Origin of the sequence: Mesorhizobium sp. WSM4884, assembly GCF_029625675.1 — a bacterium.
Lineage (GTDB): Bacteria > Pseudomonadota > Alphaproteobacteria > Rhizobiales > Rhizobiaceae > Mesorhizobium.
Genome location: NZ_JARTVO010000006.1, coordinates 246,712 through 266,128, shown reverse-complemented (window position 1 = coordinate 266,128; position 19,417 = coordinate 246,712). Strand labels below are relative to the sequence as shown.

Sequence of the window (19,417 nt, the reverse complement as noted above, 5' to 3'; positions counted from 1 at the left end):
TCCGCTTCTTCCTTCGACATTTTCTTGAACATCACGCAGACGGTGAAGCTGCCGACCTCCTGGTGTATCCCCAGTCGGAGATATCATCCTTCCTAAATTCGATGTTCTGGCCGAAGACAACATTGTGAACAAGTTCCGGCTCGTTCGCCAATATGCCGACAAAGCCGGTGGCGGTACGCTTGAAGGGAATGACCCAGAAATGCTCGGTCACATTTCCGTCCACGACCATGACCTTCAGCTTGAACTTGTCGGTTCCCGGCGGCGGCGTGTCCGACAAAGCCAGGAAGTCATCCAGGCTGGATCGCGCCTTGGCAATCGCCGCCGCCATCTCGGCATCGTCCGGGGCGACCATCACCGTCTTGTCGTCACCCTGATTGGCGTCTTGCGCTCGAACCTGCAAAGGGATGAGCATTAGCAGCAGGCAAAGCGCGGCGCGAACGGTAAAGGTCATGAAGTCCCCCCAACTCCAGATAGGCAATCATCTTCCCGCATCGTGTCGACATTATCAATCAGGCGTCGTTGCGACGCGCCAAGCGGCGGACCTCATCGGCAGCATGCCGACGATCCCTATGGTTTTGCGGAATGGTCGGTCTATCCGTCACGAGCGGATGGCAGGGGAGCTCTCGGTCGTCATAGCGTCCAAAGCGTCGAACGCTGGAGGGGACAGGATATGCGAATGAGATCTACCGCTGCGGCGTTCGCCATGATCTTGCTTTGCGTTGGCGTGGCCGACGCGAAAGACCTGAAAGCCTTCAAGTTGACGATCGACGGCGTGACGGTCGACATCGATCCAGGCGAGGACGCGAATGTGAGCCTGCCGGGCGGCAAGACGGCCAAGGTCAGGCTCGACCGCAACGACTTCGCCACCTTCTCCGGCGGCACCTTTTCCTTCGTCCATCCGAGCAACATCTCCGTCACCAAGACAGACCTCGGCGACAGCATCACCCAGTACCTGGCCGCTTCGGCCCTCGGCACCATCGTTGTCGTGCAGGAATACGGCAAGATGAACCCGGTGCCGCTCAATCAGCTGATGCTGCAGGAGATGACGAAGGAATCGGTGCAGGCGGGCGGAGCGCTGACGCAGCAGCCGACGACCCGCAAGCTCGCCGACGGCAAGCAACTGACCGGCATCAAGGCTACCGTGAAGACACGAACCGACAAGGCGGATTTCGAGATCGTCGGCCTCGGCCTCGCCGATCAGGGGTTGCTGTTCATCACGCGCATCGGCGATCAGGATGCGGCAACCGAGCAAACGATGATCGATAAGTTCTGGCAGACCCTGAAGGTGAAATTTTAGAGCAAATCCAGGAAAGGCCCCAGCCGTTTTCCGTCCTGGGTTGCCGAAGCAAATATTACAGCCCGCTCGGCACCAATCCCGTCAGCCAGTTCGCCGACCGCTTCGCCATGTCGACGGTCGCGGTCGCCGCGCGGCCGAGATCGGTCTTGACCACGGCATAACCGGCCTTGGTGCGGTAGAGCACGGCGCTGCCGCCGTCGACCGCGGTTTCGAAGGCGACCGGCCGCGCGGCTTCCGTCTCGCTGGCCGTCACCGTCGCGCCGACTGGAACGCTCGGGCGATGGCTGAGCTCGGGCGGCAAGGGGGCGACGGTTCCCACGACGCGGTTCGTCGGCTTCAGCTCGGGCCCCGATGCCTTCGCCGCGAGCTCCGCGGTCGATGCCGAACCCTTGACGCGGCAGATGCCTGACACCAGCGGATAGTTGAAGTTGCGCTGATGCAGCATCTGGCTCTTCATCGCCGCCTCGCAGTCGGCGATCGTCGCCCATTTGGCGGGCGTCTCGCCGATATATTCGCAGAGCTTGGCATCGCAGTCGCAGCCGACGATGGTCATGGCGACAAGGGCGGTCTTGATCACGGTCTTGTCCCTTCGAATTCGTTCCCTGGCCGATCAATCGCCGGGGAACAAGGCGGGATTTGGCCGCGATTATGAATTGTGCGTGTCGGCGCGTTACGGAAGATTGCTTGGCCTTCGACTGTGGCGCGAAAGCATCAGTCGTGGGCGCCAGCAGAGTGCAAGCCGCGGCGAAAAGGCAGCCCCAAAAGACAGTCGGCGCTGGGATTTCTCCCAGCGCCTCCCTGTCAGATCAGGAACCAGTCGCGGCAGCAACTTCCGTAAGGTCGTCGCGCCAGGCCGGCCTTGATTTTGACGGTCCTGCCAGTCGCCACCGAGGGGCAGCGCCCGTTCCAGACCACGCCGATCTCCACCCTTGCGGGCTTCGCCCAGCGCGCCATCGAAGGTTTCACCCGCCTTCATGGCAGCATCGGTCCGCCGTCGGCGTTCGCACGCTTTCCGCGGCCCCGCCGACATCCATCCCTCCAGCAGGCGAAACCTGCTCTCGTTCCGGGCCGCACGGGCCTCAGGAAATCCGCCTTGCGCTTTTGCCTTTCGGCTGGGGCGTTCGGTAGCCGCCTGAGATGGGTTCAATGTACGCCGGGTAAGGGGTTCGCGGAATGCCCTCTGACCTGTGGATAGCGGGATTATCGGGGACCGACGCAACAAGTCTCGGAATTCACGGCCCAAACTCCTTAGACGGCCTGCCCCCGGTATTTCTGGGGCCTTTTGGACGATGAGCCTTGCCCTGCCCACCGCCCCGAGTTTCAATGCCGGCAAAGGACTGCGGGCGGCTGCGGCGGCCAGAAGCCGCCTTGCGCTCTCAGGTCATAGCCTTGGGGAGGTCAGGTTGAAGGTCGGGGTGGTTCTCAATCCAATCGCTGGAGGCGGCAGGCTCAAGCGTGATTGGCCCGAGGTTGCCGCATCGCTCAAGAAGCATTTCGGCTATTTCGATCTGCGCGAGACGCAGGCCAGCGGGGATGCCGAGCGGCTGGCGATCGACCTGGCGGTCGACGGCTGCGAGCTGGTGATTGCCGCCGGAGGTGACGGCACGGCGAGCGAGGTGGCTGACGGGCTGCTGCAGGCGGAGCGTGAGACCGGCCGGGCGAGCGAGCTCGGGCTTCTGCCTTGCGGCACGGGTATCGATTTCGCACGCGGATTGGGACTGTCGGATGAAATCGAGCCGGCGCTGGCGCGATTGGCCGGTGCAAGTCCGCGCAGGGTCGATGCCGGGCGTATCTGCTACATCGACGACCACGGCGCGCTGGCCAGCCGCCACTTCATCAACATCGCCAGCCTCGGCCTTTCAGGCGCCACGGACCGCGCGGTCAATTCCGACAAGCGCAAGGGCCAGGTTTCGGTCAAGGTGCTGTTCTTCTGGCGCACGGTGCTGGAATTCCTCCGCTATCGCTTTCAGGACGTCAGGATCACCATAGACGACGGCGAGCCGACCGAGGCGCGCATGGCGCTGGTGGCGGTCGCCAATGGGAAATTCTTCGGCGGCGGCATGATGATCGCGCCCGACGCCGAACTCTCCGACGGTCAGTTCGACATCGTCATCGTGCGGTCGGCGAACAAGCTCGGGCTGATCCGGGACATCCGGCTGCTGTATGGCGGGCGTCACCGCAACCACCCCGCGATCACCATGTTGCGCGGCCGCAAGGTGCTGGTCGAGCCGTTGGGCGATGTGGAGACGAACGGGGCGCTGGTCGACATAGACGGCGAGTCGCCGGGCCGTATCCCCGCGACTTTCGAGATCCTGCCCGGCGCACTGACGCTGAGATGTTGAATCGATCACCTCAGTGGTTGATTCCGCAACTGCTGTTAGGCGCTTGAAATAGCTGGCTAAAATTTTGCTGGTCAGATTTCAAGCTTCGCTGGGAAGCCCGGCGCACGGAGTTCCGCTCCAACAGCATCCTCGAGCAGCTTGACGATCCGCGTCGACCAGGCGTCGCCGCCATAGGCTTCCTTGCCTTGCTCGAAAATCGCGTTCACGCGCGACGCCAAGTCAAGCGGCACGCCGAAATCCCTGCCCATGGCAAGCGCGAAGCCGAGGTCCTTCAGCGCCAGGTCCATGGTGAAGCCGATGTCGTAGGAGCCATTCAGGACCAACTGGCTTTCGGTTTCGTGCACGAAGCTGTTGCCGGAAGAGGCGACGATGGCGTGGTAGGCCTGGGCGAGGTCGAGCCCGCCTTGCTTCGCCAGCATCAGCGCCTCGCCGGCGGCGACCAGATGGATGAAGGCAAGCATGTTGGTGATCACCTTGATCACCGCCGCCGAGCCAACCGGGCCCATCAGGAAGGACTTGGCGCACATCGCCTCGATCGCCGGCCGGTGCCGCTCGTAGAGCGCGGCGTCGCCACCCACCAACGCGGTGATCTTTCCTGCGGCCGCCAGATGCACGCCGCCGGTGACAGGGCACTCCAGCGTCTCGATACCTTTCGCCGAAGCAAGCGCGGCCAGCCGCACGATCTCGTCGCGGCCGTTGGTCGACATCTCGATCCAGGCACCGCCGGTGGGCAGGCCGTCCAGCACCCCTTCAGGGCCGGTCAGCACAGTTTCGCTCACCTTCGGCGAGGGCAGGCAGGTGATCGCATTGCCGGCTCGCGCGGCCGCCTCCGCAGGGCTGCTTGCCGCTATGGCGCCGAGCGCGACGAGGCGCTCGATCGCCGCCGGATCGCGGTCGAAGACGGTGATGGCAAAGCCGTTGCGCAGCAGGCTGGCGGCAAGGTTGCCGCCGAGATGGCCAAGGCCGATGAAGGCGTAGGCGAGGCGCGTGCTCACGGCATCAGCGGCGTCTGCATCATCTGCAGATGCAGGTCCTTGCCGCTGTAGGGATGCGCGTCGCAGACCTCCTCGTTGAGCTCGACGCCGAGGCCGGGCTCCTTCGACGGGATGACGTTGCCGTCCTGCCATTCGATCTTCTTCTTGAGCAGCGTGGCGTGAAAACCGTCCCACTGCTTCAGCGATTCCAAGATGAGGAAATTGGGCAGCGTCACCGCAAGCTGAATGTTGGCGGCGCCGACGATCGGTCCGCAATAGCAGTGCGGCGCTACCTGGATGTGATAGGCCTCGGCCATGGCGGCGATCTTCTTTGTCTCGAGAATGCCGCCGGAGCGGCCGAGGTCGGGCTGCAGGATGGTCGCGGCGCGGTTCTCGATGACGCGGGCGAATTCGAACTTCGTCGTCAGCCGCTCGCCGGTGGCAATCGGAATCGATGTGCCGCGGGCGACCTGCGCCATCACCTCGGGCATGTCGGGCGGCACCGGCTCCTCGAACCACAGCGGATCGTAGGGCTCGATGGCGCGCGCGAGCCGCAGCGCGCCCGAGGCGGTGAACTGGCCATGCGTGCCGAACAATATGTCGGCCCTGGTGCCGACCGCCTCGCGGATCGCCTTGATCATGCTGGCGGAAACGTCGATGTCGAGAAGCCGCGGCTGATGGCCGTCGAAGGCGGTGTAAGGACCGGCCGGGTCGAGCTTGACGGCATTGAAACCCTGCTCGACATATTCGAACGCGCAGGCCGCCGCCATCTCGGGATCGTTGTAGACATTCCTGCCGCTCGGTGCGTCCTCGGAATGGACGCTGCCGGTGTGTGGATAGAGATAGGTGTAGGAGCGCAGCGTCTCGTGCACCTGACCACCGAGCAGCTTGTAGACCGGCTTGTTCGCCTCCTTGCCGATGATATCCCAGCAGGCCATTTCCAGTGCCGAGAAGCAGCCCATGCCGGAAACGTCCGGTCGCTGGGTGAAGCCGGACGAATAGATACGGCGGAACAGGTTTTCGAGATCGTGCGGATCGCGGCCGATCAGGTAGCGCTCGGCCATGTCCTCGATCATCCTGGCCGTGACATGCGCCGAGAAGGTCGCGTTGTAGGCCTCGCCGTAGCCGACCACGCCGCCGTCTGTGGTGAGCTTGACGAAGATGAAATACTTGCCGCCGATGCCGGGCGGCGGGTTGCCGACAACCCAGGTCTTGACGTCGGTGACTTTCATTTCTGATCCTCCAGAACCAGCTCGGCGCCTTTCCATCCGGTGAGGATCGAGGCGGCGTTGGTGTTGCCCGTGATATTGTCGGGAAAGATCGACGCGTCGATGACGCGCAGACCGCTCAACCCGTGCACCCGAAGCCTGGGATCGACGACGGCGCGCGAGGCGTCCGGACCCATGCGGCAGGTCGAAACCGGGTGATAGACCGTGCCCGAGCGCTTCCTGAAATCCTGAATCAGATCGGCGTCGGAAGTGATTGACGGTCCAGGCAAAACCTCTTCCTCGATGATTTCGGCCATTGCCGGCATAGCGGCGATCTTGCGCACGAACTTCACCGCCGCCAGCATCTCGTCGACATCGGCGTTGGTGGAATAGGCGTTCGGGGTGATCCGAGGATAGTCCCGCGCACTCTTCGAGCGGATCATGATCTCGCCGCGGCTCGACGGGCGGCAGTTGGAAAGGCCGATGGAAAAGCCAGGCCATGGATCGGGCGTCAGGATCGGGCGTTCGCCGCTCTTCGGGATGACGGTCGAGAATGCCTGGAAATAGAGCTGCATATTCGGCCGCGCCATCGACGGGTCGGTGCGGAAGAAGCCGCCGGCATTGTTCATCGACAGCGACAGCGGGCCTGAGCGCAAGAGGATGTATTGCATGCCGACCAGAAGCTTGCCCCACCAGGGGCGCAGGATCTGGTTCAGCGTCGGCAGCTTGCCCCTGAAGGTGTAGTTGATGCCGACATGGTCCTGCAGGTTCGCACCGACATTGTCGTTGGCGCGGACGACCGGGATGTCGAGACCGCCAAGCAGCGCCGACGGACCGACGCCGGAAAGCTGCAGCAATTGCGGCGAGTTGATCGAGCCGCCGGACAGGATGACTTCGCGGCCGGCACGCGCGGTCTTGGTTTCGCCGTTCTGCTCATACTCGACGCCGACGGCGCGCTTGCCTTCGAACAGGATCTTCGTCGCCAGCGCGTTGGTCTCGACGCGCACGTTGCCGCGCTTCATCGCCGGGCGCAGGAAGGCGCGGGCGGCGGACATGCGGCGGCCGTTCCTGGTGGTGATCTGGTAGACGCCGACGCCTTCCTGGGCGGCGCCGTTGAAATCGGCGTTGAACGGCAGCCCGGCCTGCTGCGCGGCGGCAAGATACCGCTTGGTCAGCGGATGGACGGCGTTCGAGCAGTCGGTGATGTGCAAGGGACCGCCGACACCGCGCCACTGATCGGCGCCGGCCTCATTGTCCTCCAGCGCCTTGAAGGCGGGCAGCAGGTCGTCATAGCTCCAGCCGGGATTGCCGGCAGTGGCCCAGGCGTCGAAATCCTCGCGCGCGCCGCGGATGAAGACCATGGCGTTGATCGAGCTCGAGCCGCCGAGCAGCTTGCCTCGCGGCCAGTGGTCGGCATTGTTATTGAGGCCGGGATCGGGCTCGGCCTTGTAGTTCCAGTTGACGGCCGGGTCGAAGAAGGTTTTGCCGTAGCCGAGCGGCATCTGGACATAGAAGCGCAGGTCGCTGCCGCCCGCCTCCAGCACCAGAACCGAAAAGCGCCCCGAAGCCGAAAGCCTTTCCGCGACAACCGAGCCGGCCGAGCCGGAGCCGACGATGATGAAGTCATAGGTCTGCATGATGCGCGGGCGGGCTCCGAAATCCGGCGCTTACCCTAGACATTGCCGGCTCACGTCGTCGCCGGGGCTTCCGGCATGGCTTGTGAAAAAAGCGACCGCTGTGGCGACGCGCTTTTCGCCTTCAGCAAAGCTTGCGACATGGCACCCGCGTTGGTACGGGTTCAGGAACGCAGCGGCCAAAGGACCTCCCCATGGTGCATTACGCAGACGGAAAGCCGCTCGGCGATTTGACATTGAGGACGCTCGCGATGCCGTCCGACGCCAATGCCGCCGGCGACATTTTTGGCGGCTGGGTGATGGCGCAGATGGACCTTGCCTGCGGCATCCGCGCCGCCGAACGCGCCAAGGGCCGAGTGGTCACGGCAGCTGTCAAGGAAATGTCCTTCGCCAAGCCGATGAAGATCGGCGACACGCTGTGCATCTACACGCATGTCGAGCGCGTCGGCCGCACCTCGATGACGCTCAAGGTCGAGGCCTGGGCGCAACGCTATCTTTCCGACCTGATGGAGAAGGTCACCCACGCCGATTTCGTCATGGTGGCGCTCGACGGGGAAGGCAAGCCGAAGCCGGTTCCGGCCGAAGGCTGACGCGGGCGGATTCTCCAATTCGAGACATTTGTAACGACGCCTGCGTGGGCGATGCGCGTCGCGACATCCGATGGTTGCCTTCGCGCGCCACTTTGGCCGCGCTGGAGGAAAGACAATGCGTCAACACATGCTGAACGCATGGCTCGTGGCAGCGCTCGTTGCCCTCGTCTGCCTGCTCGGCATAACCGCCTATGCCGAGGTCAAAAACGACCTTCCGTTTGCTGCCAGCATGTGTCGCCAGACGCCCTGCGACAAACAGCCAGTGGGACTCGATCGCTGCGCTATCGTGTGTCGCGGCGGCATGGGCCGAAGCGCCTGACGGCCCGCCAACGGAAGACGATCAAGGGCCGAATGACGGCACCGCACCGGCGAGCACGACACGGCGGCCGGACTGCGGCGGACGCAATCAAAAATCAAATGCAGGATGCGGGCGTGACGCCTGCGTGGCGTCTCCCCGTGGAAACCCGAAATCCCTTGCATTGCAAGGATTTCAGCCGTGTTCACTGTCGAATTTCGCGCGCGCGGCCTTGACCCTGTCCGTGTTCTTGCGCGCCCACGCGCCGAGCGCGCCGACCGGCACGAGCAGCTCGTGGCCGAGCTCGGTCAGCTCATAGTCGACCCGAGGCGGGATGGTTGGAAACACTTTTCGCGTGACGAAGCCGTCACGCTCCAGGCCGCGCAAAGTGGTGGTCAGCATCTTTTGCGATATGCCGCCGACAGCGGTGCGCAATTCGTTGAAGCGCATCGGCCCACTGCCCAGCTTTCCCACCACCAGAACGGTCCATTTGTCGCCGACCCGTTGCAGGATTTCCGACACGGCCCGGCAGTCCTCGGTGTTATGCGGGTGCCTCAGTAACAAAAATGTGCCTCCTTGCGCGCCGATTTGTCAGTATCACATATAGCGCCGGTATCCAAACGATACCAGAAATTCCCGCAAGGAGAGCCCCTTATGTCCAAGCCCAAAATCGCCATCGTCGTCGGTTCGACACGCGCCGCCCGCTTCGCCGACGTGCCGACGCAGTGGATCGCCAAGATCGCCAAGGCGCATGCCGATATCGATGTCGAAGTCGTCGATCTGCGCGACTTCCCGCTGCCCTTCTTTGACGAAGTCGCTTCCTCTGCCTGGGTGCCGTCGCAGAACGAAGTGGCGCAGCGCTGGCAGAAGAAGGTCGCCGAGTTCGATGGCTTCATCTTCACCGCCGCCGAATACAATCACGGCCCCACCGCAGTACTGAAGAACGCGATCGACTACGCTGCCAATGAATGGAACAAGAAGCCGGCCGGGTTCGTCGGCTACGGCAGTGTCGGCGGCTCGCGCGCCGTCGAACAGCTCCGGCTGCACGCCGTCGAGCTGCAGATGGCGCCGGTCAAGTCGGCCGTCCACATCGCCTGGGGCGATTTCCTAGCCATCCGCCAGGGCGAAAAGAAGCTGGAAGACATCGAGCACCTGAACCAGGCCGCGGCCGCGCTCGTCAACGACGTTGCCTGGTGGGCGAAGGTGCTCAAGGCGGCTCGCGCCGCCGATGCGATCGACGCGGAAGCCAAGGCGGCCTGAGCCGCCTTAGCAGAAGCATCCTCTCGAGATCATGCACCCATGGGGCGGCGCTTGCGCCGCCCTTTTTAATTCGCGGAACCCGAACTGCTTGTCTTGCTTGGATCCTTGGATGCCATTTGATCCCTTTAAGCCGTCCTGCGTTCGGCCGGACTACGTTTCCTTGCGGTCGCTTGACCGCTCGGAACGGCGCGTTAGGTGTAAGCCCGGATCCGCCGAAGACGAACACGGCACAGTCGTGGAGAGCGAAATGCCTTGGCTTGGCAGATGGCGCAATCAGTATGGGTCCGTCCTCGACATCACCGGCGAGGACGGCGGCCGGATCGAAGGCACGTTTCGCACGGCGCTCGAAGACAGCAGCTTCTATGGACAGACCGTGCCGATATCCGGCATCGCGCATGGCGACGTGATTGGAATAACGGCCGCCGGTGAGGGTACGGCCGGCCCCGCCGCGGTGAGCTACACTGGCATATTGCGGGACGGCAAACTGGAGACGATGTGGCTGACAGTGGCAGGCAGCACCATCACCGGCAAGGAGGGCGAAACCGCTTCCCGCAAGCAGGTAGGAACCTGGCGTGCCTTCGGCACCAGCCTCGACACCTTTGTCCGAGAATAGCCAAGCTAGCAGGCCTCGAGTGCCTTGCCAGGAAGCGGCGCAAGCCGTTGCTGCCCGGCGCAGCTCTGATCGCGATCGCTGCCGCCACGCATCGAGACTGCCGGCGAGGGCGTGGACCCGCGCCTCCTGGGAAGCTGCGTGACGGCGCCGCTATTTGTCTCCGACCGGTCTTTCTGCGGTTATGCCGTATATGTGGCGATCGGTGCTAGGCTGGCCGCGCCGTTGCCGGATGGGCTTTCGTTCGAGGCCGGCAAGGTCGTGCTGGTGCCATGATCGTCGCGTTCGAAGCAGAAATTCGGAGTCCTTTCGCTTTACGCGATCTTGCCGTCCACGATATGGATGCGGCGCTGCATACGCGCGGCCATATCCAGGTCATGCGTCACGGCGACCACCGCCTTGCCGCGCTCACGCACCAGGTTCTGCAATATTTCGAACACCTGCTCGGAACTCTTGCTGTCAAGGCTTCCGGTCGGCTCGTCAGCGAGGATAAGCGGAGGGTCATTGGCAAGCGCGCGCGCCACCGCGACCCGCTGGCGCTGGCCACCTGACAACTGATCTGGCCGTCGGTCGAGATGCTCACTCAGTCCAAGCGAGCCGAGCAGATCGCCGGCGCGCTTGTGCATCTCGCCTCTCGCGAGCAGGCCTAGCTTGCGCATCGGGATCTCGACGTTTTCACGCGCGGTGAACTCCGGCAGCAGAAAATGGAACTGGAACACGAAGCCCATCATCTCGAGCCGTGTTCTGGCGCGTTCCTTTTCGTCCATAGGACCACTGTCACGGCCGGTGATCGTGAGCCGACCTGAAGTCGGCCGGTCGAGAAGGCCGAGCAGGTAGAGCAGTGACGATTTCCCTGAGCCGGACGGACCGGTGATGGCAACGAATTCCTTCTCGTCGATCCGAAGAGAAACGTCCTTGACGAGCGTCACCGGCACCGTCTCCGGTAGAATTCGGGTCAGCCTTTCGGTCTCGATCAGCGTGCTCATGTAGCGCCCCTGATGATGTCGACCGGGTTTTGCCTCGCCGCCCGCCGCGCCGGCAAGAAGCCGGCCACCGCCGCCGAGCCGACCGCGAAGACCGAGGCGATGATGTAGTGCAGCGCGCTCCAGGCGATCGGCAGATGCGTCATCTCCCGGCCGGCAGCAGCGATCTTGAAGCTCACCAGTGACAGCGCATAGACCAGGGCCAAGCCGAGCAGGCAGCCGAGCGCCGAGCCGCCGGCGCCGATCGCCACGCCTTCAAGCAGGAACAGCCGCCGCATATCCGCTTCCGGGAAGCCGAGCGACTTCATGATGGCGATGTCGCGCGTCTTCTCATGGGTGATGGTGGAGATGATGTTGAAGATGCCGAAGCCCGCGACCAGCATGATGGCGCCGACCACGGTATACATGATGACGTTGCGGATGACGAAGGCCTGCAGGATCGCTTCGTTGGCCTCTTGCCAGGCGACGGCCTTGTAGCCGAGCTCTGCCTCGGTGCGGTGCGCCACCAGCGGCGCGCGGTTCGGATCGTCGAGCTTGACCCGGATCTCGTTGATGACGTTCGGCCGCTCCGCAAGGATCTGGGCGTTTTTCAGTAGAATGTAGGCCTCGCCCTCGTCACGCGCGGTCGTGCCGGTGTGGAACAGGCCTGTGATCTTGAAGTTGCGCGTCTGCCCCTCCGACGACACCGCCGTTATCGTGTCGCCAAGCCCGGCGCCGAGCCGGCTCGCCATTGTGTCGCCTATCAGTACGTTGTTTCCGCCCGCGGCCAGCGCCGCAAAGTTGCCGGCGACGAAGTCATCCACGATCGGCGACACGCCGCGCTCGCGCGCCGGTTCGATGCCGATGATGGCGGCACCGGTCTCACGGCTTGAATAGCGCATCACGCCCTGTGTCTTTAGGCTGACAGCGAACCGTCCAGGTATCCAGCTTTCGAGCCATGCGATGGCTTCGGTCGGATTGATGATGCCTCGGCGGTCGTCGCGTGGCCTAAGCCCCGATATGGCGACGGCATCGAACACGTCCTCGACAGGCTGGCGGCGAGCAACGCGCTGCTCGTCTGTCACGTCGACATGCGGCATGGTGTCGACGAGCTGTCTGACGAAATCGTCCTGCCCGCCTTGCATGAGCGCCGCCATGGCGACCGAGAAGCCGACGCCGACCGCCACCCCAATCAACGCCACCAACGTCTGGCGGCCGCGACCGGCGATATGCGTGACGGCGATGTCGAGGATCAGCGGCATCTCGCCTCATGTGCCTTTCTCGGTGATCTTCACACGCGTCCCGTCCTTGAGGTCGGCTGGGTAGGGCGAGACGATGCGATCCTGCTCGCCGACGCCGGACAGCACCTCGATGCCCTTCACGCCGCGAATACCGGCGCGTATCTCGCGCTTATGCGCCCTGTCGCCTTCGACCACGACGACATCGTTTCCCTGAACCGCGGCGGAGGGAACCAGCAGCGCGTTTCTGGCCACGCGAGTGACGATGTTGACATCGGTCGACATGCCGATCCTGAGCGGCGTGTCGTCCGGCAGGCGGAAGTAAACCCGATACGTCTTCGTTACCGGGTCGCCCTTGGGGGTGATCCGGTCGACGACCGCTTCCAGGTTCCGGCCCGGGAAGGCGTCGGCTCTTAGCAGCGTCCGCTGGCCAACCTCGACGCGTGGAATATCTTCTTCGTTGACCTCGGCCACCACGAGCAGCGGCCGCGGTTCGCCGATCCAGAACAATATGGTGCCGAGTTCGGCGACCTCACCCACCTCACCGTCCTCTCTCAGCACGACGCCCGGACTCGGCGCGCGTAATATGTAAGTTTCGAGGCGCGCTTTCTGCGCGGCGATCAGCGCTTCGATCTGAGACAGTTCGCTGCGCGCTTGATCGAGCGCCTGCTGGCTCGCAGCGTTTTTCTCCGCGAGCACCGTCTGGCGCTGGAATTCCTGTTCGGCCAGGGCCCGACGCGCCTCGAGCTCGCCGAGGGCGGCCTTGACCTCGCTATCATCGAGCCGGGCAAGCACGTCGCCGCGCTCGACTCGCGAATCCTCGCAGTCACACCGCTCGATAATTCTCTCGCGGACCACGGGCGCCACCTTTGCCCAGGTCCTCGGCTCTACCGAGCCGCTGGCATAGACGATCTCCGCCGCGTCGCCGCGCCTGGCCGTCACCACCGAGATCGGCGTCGGCTGCAGCATATACCAAGTCGCGGCGGTCGCAGCCGCTGCGGCGACGACGATGGCTGCAATCCAGCGTCTAAAGCGCATGAAGCGCTCCTCTTTCAAGGGCGTGACCTATAGCATTAGACCGACCGTCGGTCTATAATATTTGAAACGTATTGACAGCGGAGGCGTTCCCGCCTGTCGATCACGCTGTCAGTAACGTCCGAGGGAACCGAATTGGCCAGAGTGATAAAGTCGCCGGAAGTGCGCTCCGCCGAGCTTCTCGACTGTGCCCAACGATTGTTCTTCCAGCACGGTTACGACGACACGACGGTCAACGACATCATACGCGAGGCCGGCCTGTCGAAGGGGGCGTTCTACCACTACTTCGCCTCCAAGGAGGCACTGCTGGAAGCGCTCGCAGCGCGGATCGCGCGCGAGAGTCTCACCGAACTCGAGCCCATGCTGGAAAATCCTTCGCTCGATGCCATCGGCCGGCTCAACGTGCTTTTTTCCGGATCGCAGCGGCTCAACGTCGAGTTGGCCCCGCAGCTCCGGAAAACTTTCGCCGTGGTCTTTCGGCCGGAAAACGTCGTGCTCTTCCACAGGATCGACGAGGCCGCCAGGGAGCTTGCTTTGCCGATGATCGCACGCCTCCTGAGGAAGGGCAGTGAAGAAGGTGCCTTCGAAGTGCCCGATCCTATTGCATTCGCCGACATGCTCCTGCAGATCAGGCTGATCTTCCGGGACGTGATGCATCGTGCGCTGCGCCAGGCCGAAGGGGGCGATCTCGAGGAAGCCGCGCACCTGCTTGAGGAGCGGCTGCGGATCTACGGCATCGCGGTTGACCGCTTGCTCAAGCTGCCTGATGGGACGATCGAAGCAGTTGAGCCTGGTTTCGGCCGAGCATTCCTGGGGGAGAAGTCCTGATTGTCCGCGGGCAATGCGGTTTTAGCCGGTTCTCGACGCGCGACTGCCGGAATGGCCGACGTCCGTTCGTGCCTACCACTTCACCATGAAGCCGACCGTGCCGCCAAAAGCGTGGCTGTCGCCGAAATCCTCCATGCTGGTGCGTGCCAGCAGCTCGCCATGGACGGAGTAGCGGTCGTCGGCCCAGCTCAGCGAGCCGCCGACGCCTAGCCCGCCCCAGAGCGAATGTGCCTTGCTGACAAGCTTGGTGCCTGAGACGTCGACATCGTAGCCGTCGAGGAAGTCGTAATAGAGGTTGGCGACGCCATAGACATGCGAGCGGCTCGACTGGCCCGCCTTGTCCTTCCATTCGCTCTCGTAGTCGGCCGACAGGCCGAGGCGAGCGATCAGGCGGTCGCTGCCGTCGTTGGAGACGTGGGCGCCATAGGGATCGGTGAAGCTGTCGAAATCGACCGAGGAATAGCTGAGCTGCGCCTGCGGCGTCAGCGACCAGTTGCCCTGGACGGCGATCTTCTGCCCCGCCTCGATGCCGAGGCCATAGCCGAAGCCGTCGTTGCCCTTGGCGAGCGTCTTGCCCAGGGTCGAGGACGCAAGATCGCTGTCGAACCAGGTCAGCTCGGCCTGCGTGTCGACATAGAAGCCGCTCTTGCCGTACCAGGTCATCGTGCCGCCGAAGCCATATCCCGTCGTGTCGATCGAGCCGACGCCGAAGACCGAGGAGACGTCCGACCTGACCGTGCCGTAGTGGACAGTGACGCCGCCAATCAGGACACCCGCTTCGGTCTCGGAGAGCAGGGTATCGAGACCCGCCTGCAGCCTCCAGAGATCCGCGCCATAATCCGTTCCGGTTGTGGTCGTGCCCGGATCGAACTCGCTATGCGCTGCCTCGATGCGCCCCCAGATCGGGCTGTCCTGTTCTGCGCGGTTGCCCGCACCGGATTGCGTTCCGCCCCACGAGCGGTTGCCGACGCGCTGCTGCAGCGTGCCGAGCTGCGTAAAGCTCTGCAGCACGCCGGCATAGGCCTCGTAGATCGGCACGGCGGGCGAATAGAGCGGCGTCGGATCGACGGGGCTGATCAGCGACGAGCGCAGATACCAGTCGCCGTCGGACGGTGTGCTGATGCCGTTCTTGTAGAGCCGGTAGGCATAGGCGCCGGCGACGACGGCCTGATCGCCTTCGAAGACATAGTTGCCGAGCAGGCTGAACGTGCCGGCCGAGATGCCGCCGACATCGACGATCTTGATGCCTTCGCTGGTCTGCGCGCCCGAGCCGCCGACGCCGATAACCCTGACATTGGTTGCCCCGGAAGTGTCGCCGGTGATGACCAGCCGGTCGGTGGAGGAGGCATCGCCGTCGAGCATCGCCTCGATCTCCAGCGTCCCGCCGGTTCCGATATAGTTGCCGTCGATCGTCAGCGTGCCGATCGAGTTGCCCGGCGCGATCACGCCACCGGCCTGCAGAGTCGTGGCGCCGACCGTGCCGTTGCCGCCAAGCGCGCCGTTGAGAACGGTGACGGCGGAGTTGGCCAGCGAGCCGTTGACCGAGAGCTTGCCGGCTTCGACGGTGGTCGGGCCACTGAGGCCGCCGATGCCGGTGAGGTTGAGATTGCCCAGGCCTTTCTTGGTGAGCGAGCCGCTGCCGTCGATGGCGGCGGCAAAGGTGGCGTCGGTAGACTGGTCGAAGACGAGCGCAGCGTTGTCGAGGATGCCACCGGTGCCGAAGCTCGAGGCCTGGCCGATCAGCGTACCGGCCGAGATCGTCGTGCCGCCGCTGTAGGTATTTGCGCCGGAAAGCACAAGCGCGCCGGAATCGGTCTTCACCAGACCGCCGCTTCCGGCGATATCCGCGGCGATTGTCGCCGTCACCCCGGCGTCGGTCTTGATCATCGTGGCGGCGGTGTTGGTGGTGAGCGTGCCGCCGTCGATCACATAGCCGTCGGTCATGAACTGCATGCCGGTGAAGCCGACGGTGCCGGCGGAATCGTCGACCGTAACGGTGCCGGCCCGACCGCCGAACACCGCGAAATCCTGACCCCACGGCCCGTTGATCGCGCCGTCGGCTTCCGTCCAGTTGCGGTTCGTCGCATCCCACACGCCGTCACCGCCGTCGATCAAGCCGTTGTCATGCAGCCCTGCATTGCCGCCGTCCCAGAAGCTCAGAGTTGCTCCGGCCGTGGAGATCAGATTGACCTGTCCGTCGATCGCGGTCTGGATGAAGAGATCGCTCGCGGCGACGGGTGTGGTCCCGAACTGAAGGCCGTTGTCAGTCAACACACCGCCGTAGTTCATGAGTCGGTAGACGCCGGGGCCGAAGCCGCCGATATCCGTGATATTCAGCGTGCCGTCGAGGGTGAGATCACCGGTGACCTCGATCAGGTCGTTGACGCCGTTGCCGATCGTCCCGGCAATGCCGAGCTCGTAGTCGAGATTCGAGCCTGTGTTGAGCGTCAGCGAACCGACCGTGAGCGTGCCGGGGCTGTTGCCCGGCGCGACGGTGCCGTCCACCGTCACCGGCCCTGCAATCGTTCCCACTCCCGACAGGGTGCCGGAGCTGTTGACGCTGACTGCTGTATTTCCGAGCGAGCCGTTCACACGCAACACGCCTGAGTCGACCGTCGTTGCGCCGGTATAGGTGTTCGTGCCCGAGAGCGTGAGCGTGCCGTTGCCGAGCTTGGCAAGAGAGCCGCCGGCGCCTGAGATCAAGCCGGAGAACGTGGTGCTGGCGTCGCCGCCGATCGTCAGTTTCCTGTCGCCGAGATTCACATTGCCGGCGCCCGACAAGGAGCCGATCGTCTCGTCATCGCTGTCTATGCCGGTAAAGATAGAGGAGATAGGGGGCCGCACGAGGGACAGTGTGGCGCCGGCCGCCACCGTCACGGCGGAGGCATCGGGAATGGAGTCGATGCCCGTGCCGACCGCAAAGAGCGTGCCGCCCAGGATTTGTGTCGCGCCCTGATAGCTATTGTTGCCGGCCAGTACCTGGCGGTAGGCGCCGTTCTTGATGAAGCCGCCGGTTCCGGTGATGCCGCCGTAAAACAACGCAGTCGTGTTGGCGAAATTCGTGCTGGTCGTGAGGTTGCCGACGAGCTCCACGGTACCGGTATCTCCCGAGAGCGTGCCGATGGTCTCGTTGTCGAGGACGCGGAACACACCGGCCTGGGCAATCACGGAAGACTGGTCGCCGATCGCGTTGCCGCCCTCCGCCTCGAGCGTCCCACCCAGAATTCGCGTGCCGCCGGTATAGCTGTTGTTGCCCGACAAAGTCAGTGTGCCGGCGCCGGTCTTGGTGAAAAGGCCGCTGCCGCTGATGCCGCCTGTCAGGCCAAGGTCGGCATCGGTCTGGAACGTGCCATTGCCCGTCAAGGTTACATTGCGGCCGCTGGCGAACGCGGACGTCGTCTGCAGCGTGCCCATATTGAAGGTAAGCGCTCCGGAAGCAGCGCCGAGATTCTCATTCGAGGAAACCTGGAGGATGCCGCCGAGTATGGCCGTACCGCCGCTATAGGTGTTGGTGCCGGTCAGAACGGTCGTGCCGGTTCCGATCTGGCTCACCGTGCCGGTGCCGGAGATGATGCCGGAATATGCAAGCGTGTCGCTGCGTTTGAAAGCCAGCGTGCCGTTGTTGGTGACATCGCCGACGATCGAGCCGCTCGTGCCGCCATTGCCGAGCTGCAGCGTGCCTTGCTGGATATCCCAGTTGGTCGTGGCCGTGTTGTCAGCGGTCAGCGCCCAGGTGCCGCTACCGGTCTTCTCGAAGATGTCGAAGTTCCGGTATTGCCCGGTGGCGCCGATTGAACCATCCAGGATCGAGAAGCCCGTTCCGCTGAGCCGAAGGAGATCCGTGGTCGCCGTCGCGTTCGCCACCACGTTGCCGAAGATTTGCGAGCCGGTTTGCAACTCAAGGTGAATCGAGCCTGTGGTCGGCGTGACGCCGGAGGTCCATCCGATCGCTTCCGTCGCGCCGGTTCCGGCTCGAATTATTCCACTGTTGACGATGTCGATCGTCTCGGTTGCGGAGTTGGAGCGGATCGCAGCGGCCAGATTGCCGCCTTCGATCGTGCCGGTGTTGACGACCTGGCCGCTTCCATTGCGTACCAAAATGCCTAGACCTGAGCTTAGTGCACCACTGCCGTTGCCGGCCCCGGACCCGCCGCGGATGGTCCCGTGATTGGTCACGGTAGAGTTGGTGCCGGTGCCGCCCAGGTCGATACCGACGCCGCCTCCGAATCCGCCAGTGTTGCTGCCGCCTTCAATGGTGCCGAAATTGGTCATCGACGAGTCGCGCCTGACCTGGGCGCCGGTTCCGCCCCCGCTGGCGGCGGCTGCGGTTGAGCCACCCGTGATGGTACCGCTGTTATTGAAGCTCGTAAGGCCGGCAAGGCTAAGGCCTACGCCGCCGGCGCCTCCACTGGAGGAGCCGCCAGTGATCGTACCATTGTTGGTGATCGTGCTCGGAATGGTGCCGCCAGTCTGATTGAAGCCTACGCCGGCGGTGCCCGCACTGGCCGCTCCCTGGAACGTCCCTGACAAGGTCAGCAGGTTGCCGTTCGTGGTCGTGACGCCGAAGTTGTTTCCGATGATGCCGGTGATGGTGAAGCCCTGCGTGTCGAGCGTGATGGGCTTGGTGGGGTTCGGCATATTTCCCGCGACGAAGCTCTGGGTCGCCACGATCGTCGCACTGGCGTCGCCGTCGGCGTTTGCCGCGGCCACGGCATTGTTCAACTCGGTCGCGTTGCTGACCACATAGGTCGCGGCCGAAGCCGTGGCCGGAAACCAGCAGGCGACCGCGATACCGCTTACCCCGGCCAGCAGTTTTCTTCCCCGAATGCGCCGAAGCGCGCGCCCGCTCGCTCTCATGGTGCCCCGCTCGAAAAAATGCCGCCCGCGCCGGATGCCCGCGATCTGAGGCGGCGCGCCGAACCAAACCGACAACAAGTTAACTTGGAGTTTGGGCCGTGTCTTGCAGTTGAATTGTCGGCACTGGATTTTTCTTGGAGTTACTTCAAAGCAACATTAGTTTTTTACAATATAAGTGAAGCAAAAATAAGCTTTCACTTAAATGTCTGTCATGCAGGGCCAGCAACATATACGGAAACGCCGAGGCGAGCATCTGTTTGCCGGAGGAACGAAGTCCAACGGTGCGT

At 63.7% G+C, this 19,417-nt stretch carries 19 protein-coding genes; 8 read left to right on the top strand and 11 right to left on the bottom strand.

Translation table 11 applies throughout. From position 1 onward, the window contains the following. Window positions 1–31 precede the first annotated feature (31 nt). Window positions 32–451, bottom strand: coding sequence for a DUF2314 domain-containing protein (locus P9236_RS12520; protein ID WP_278074926.1), 420 nt, complete (start codon window positions 449–451; stop codon window positions 32–34). A 225-nt stretch (window positions 452–676) separates the two neighbouring features. On the opposite strand from P9236_RS12520, the gene P9236_RS12515 reads away from it, so the two are divergent. After that, entirely contained in the window at window positions 677–1,297 is a 621-nt protein-coding gene (locus P9236_RS12515; RefSeq protein WP_278074925.1) for a hypothetical protein, read from the top strand. Window positions 1,298–1,352: 55 nt separating this feature from the next. Here the strand turns inward: P9236_RS12515 and P9236_RS12510 are convergent, their stop codons facing one another. Next, window positions 1,353–1,874 (bottom strand): hypothetical protein, encoded by a 522-nt coding sequence (locus P9236_RS12510; RefSeq protein ID WP_278074924.1) that lies wholly within the window; start codon window positions 1,872–1,874, stop codon window positions 1,353–1,355. Window positions 1,875–2,098: 224 nt separating this feature from the next. Next, window positions 2,099–2,251, bottom strand: coding sequence for a hypothetical protein (locus P9236_RS12505; RefSeq protein WP_278074923.1), 153 nt, complete (start codon window positions 2,249–2,251; stop codon window positions 2,099–2,101). A 449-nt stretch (window positions 2,252–2,700) separates the two neighbouring features. On the opposite strand from P9236_RS12505, the gene P9236_RS12500 reads away from it, so the two are divergent. After that, window positions 2,701–3,639 (top strand): diacylglycerol kinase family protein, encoded by a 939-nt coding sequence (locus tag P9236_RS12500; RefSeq protein ID WP_347405184.1) that lies wholly within the window; start codon window positions 2,701–2,703, stop codon window positions 3,637–3,639. Between the two features lie 71 nt (window positions 3,640–3,710). On the opposite strand, the gene P9236_RS12495 is transcribed toward P9236_RS12500, so the two are convergent. The 3 genes from P9236_RS12495 to P9236_RS12485 are packed head-to-tail and all read right to left on the bottom strand — an operon-like array spanning window position 3,711 to window position 7,458. After that, the gene (locus P9236_RS12495; RefSeq protein ID WP_278074921.1) at window positions 3,711–4,634 is read right to left on the bottom strand and encodes an NAD(P)-dependent oxidoreductase; all 924 of its coding nucleotides are present in this window, start codon (window positions 4,632–4,634) and stop codon (window positions 3,711–3,713) included. Next, window positions 4,631–5,845 (bottom strand): mandelate racemase/muconate lactonizing enzyme family protein, encoded by a 1,215-nt coding sequence (locus P9236_RS12490; protein ID WP_278074920.1) that lies wholly within the window; start codon window positions 5,843–5,845, stop codon window positions 4,631–4,633. The genes P9236_RS12495 and P9236_RS12490 overlap by 4 nt, the downstream gene beginning before the upstream one ends. Continuing rightward, window positions 5,842–7,458: a GMC family oxidoreductase N-terminal domain-containing protein gene (locus tag P9236_RS12485; protein WP_278074919.1), complete on the bottom strand. Its 1,617-nt coding sequence runs from the start codon at window positions 7,456–7,458 to the stop codon at window positions 5,842–5,844. Before P9236_RS12485 ends, P9236_RS12490 begins: the two co-directional genes overlap by 4 nt. 191 nt (window positions 7,459–7,649) lie before the next feature. On the opposite strand from P9236_RS12485, the gene P9236_RS12480 reads away from it, so the two are divergent. Together P9236_RS12480 and P9236_RS12475 are read left to right on the top strand one after the other, a co-directional pair. Next, entirely contained in the window at window positions 7,650–8,045 is a 396-nt protein-coding gene (locus P9236_RS12480) for an acyl-CoA thioesterase (protein WP_278074918.1), read from the top strand. Between the two features lie 115 nt (window positions 8,046–8,160). Continuing rightward, entirely contained in the window at window positions 8,161–8,364 is a 204-nt protein-coding gene (locus P9236_RS12475) for a hypothetical protein (RefSeq protein WP_278074917.1), read from the top strand. Window positions 8,365–8,535: 171 nt separating this feature from the next. On the opposite strand, the gene P9236_RS12470 is transcribed toward P9236_RS12475, so the two are convergent. Beyond that, on the bottom strand, window positions 8,536–8,904 hold the full coding sequence (locus P9236_RS12470; RefSeq protein WP_278074916.1) for a helix-turn-helix domain-containing protein: 369 nt from the start codon (window positions 8,902–8,904) through the stop codon (window positions 8,536–8,538). A gap of 90 nt (window positions 8,905–8,994) precedes the next feature. Here P9236_RS12470 and P9236_RS12465 point away from each other — a divergent pair, with 90 nt between their 5' ends. From P9236_RS12465 to P9236_RS12455, 3 genes are all read left to right on the top strand, one after another. Then, window positions 8,995–9,600, top strand: a complete 606-nt coding sequence (locus P9236_RS12465) for an NADPH-dependent FMN reductase (RefSeq protein WP_278074915.1) — start codon at window positions 8,995–8,997, stop codon at window positions 9,598–9,600. Between the two features lie 247 nt (window positions 9,601–9,847). Next, entirely contained in the window at window positions 9,848–10,213 is a 366-nt protein-coding gene (locus tag P9236_RS12460) for an avidin/streptavidin family protein (RefSeq protein ID WP_278074914.1), read from the top strand. A 111-nt stretch (window positions 10,214–10,324) separates the two neighbouring features. Next, window positions 10,325–10,486 (top strand): hypothetical protein, encoded by a 162-nt coding sequence (locus tag P9236_RS12455; RefSeq protein WP_278074913.1) that lies wholly within the window; start codon window positions 10,325–10,327, stop codon window positions 10,484–10,486. A gap of 38 nt (window positions 10,487–10,524) precedes the next feature. Here P9236_RS12455 and P9236_RS12450 read toward each other — a convergent pair whose 3' ends face one another. From P9236_RS12450 to P9236_RS12440, 3 genes are read right to left on the bottom strand one after another with little or no spacing between them, the layout of a single operon-like run. Continuing rightward, the gene (locus P9236_RS12450; RefSeq protein ID WP_278074912.1) at window positions 10,525–11,196 is read right to left on the bottom strand and encodes an ABC transporter ATP-binding protein; all 672 of its coding nucleotides are present in this window, start codon (window positions 11,194–11,196) and stop codon (window positions 10,525–10,527) included. Continuing rightward, a complete protein-coding gene (locus tag P9236_RS12445) occupies window positions 11,193–12,434 on the bottom strand; it encodes an ABC transporter permease (protein WP_278074911.1) in 1,242 nt (413 codons plus the stop codon). Before P9236_RS12445 ends, P9236_RS12450 begins: the two co-directional genes overlap by 4 nt. 6 nt (window positions 12,435–12,440) lie before the next feature. After that, a complete protein-coding gene (locus tag P9236_RS12440; RefSeq protein WP_278074910.1) occupies window positions 12,441–13,448 on the bottom strand; it encodes an efflux RND transporter periplasmic adaptor subunit in 1,008 nt (335 codons plus the stop codon). Window positions 13,449–13,607: 159 nt separating this feature from the next. On the opposite strand from P9236_RS12440, the gene P9236_RS12435 reads away from it, so the two are divergent. Beyond that, window positions 13,608–14,273, top strand: coding sequence for a TetR/AcrR family transcriptional regulator (locus P9236_RS12435; RefSeq protein ID WP_278074909.1), 666 nt, complete (start codon window positions 13,608–13,610; stop codon window positions 14,271–14,273). Between the two features lie 72 nt (window positions 14,274–14,345). Here P9236_RS12435 and P9236_RS12430 read toward each other — a convergent pair whose 3' ends face one another. Beyond that, window positions 14,346–19,130, bottom strand: coding sequence for an autotransporter outer membrane beta-barrel domain-containing protein (locus tag P9236_RS12430; RefSeq protein WP_278074908.1), 4,785 nt, complete (start codon window positions 19,128–19,130; stop codon window positions 14,346–14,348). Window positions 19,131–19,417 lie beyond the last annotated feature (287 nt).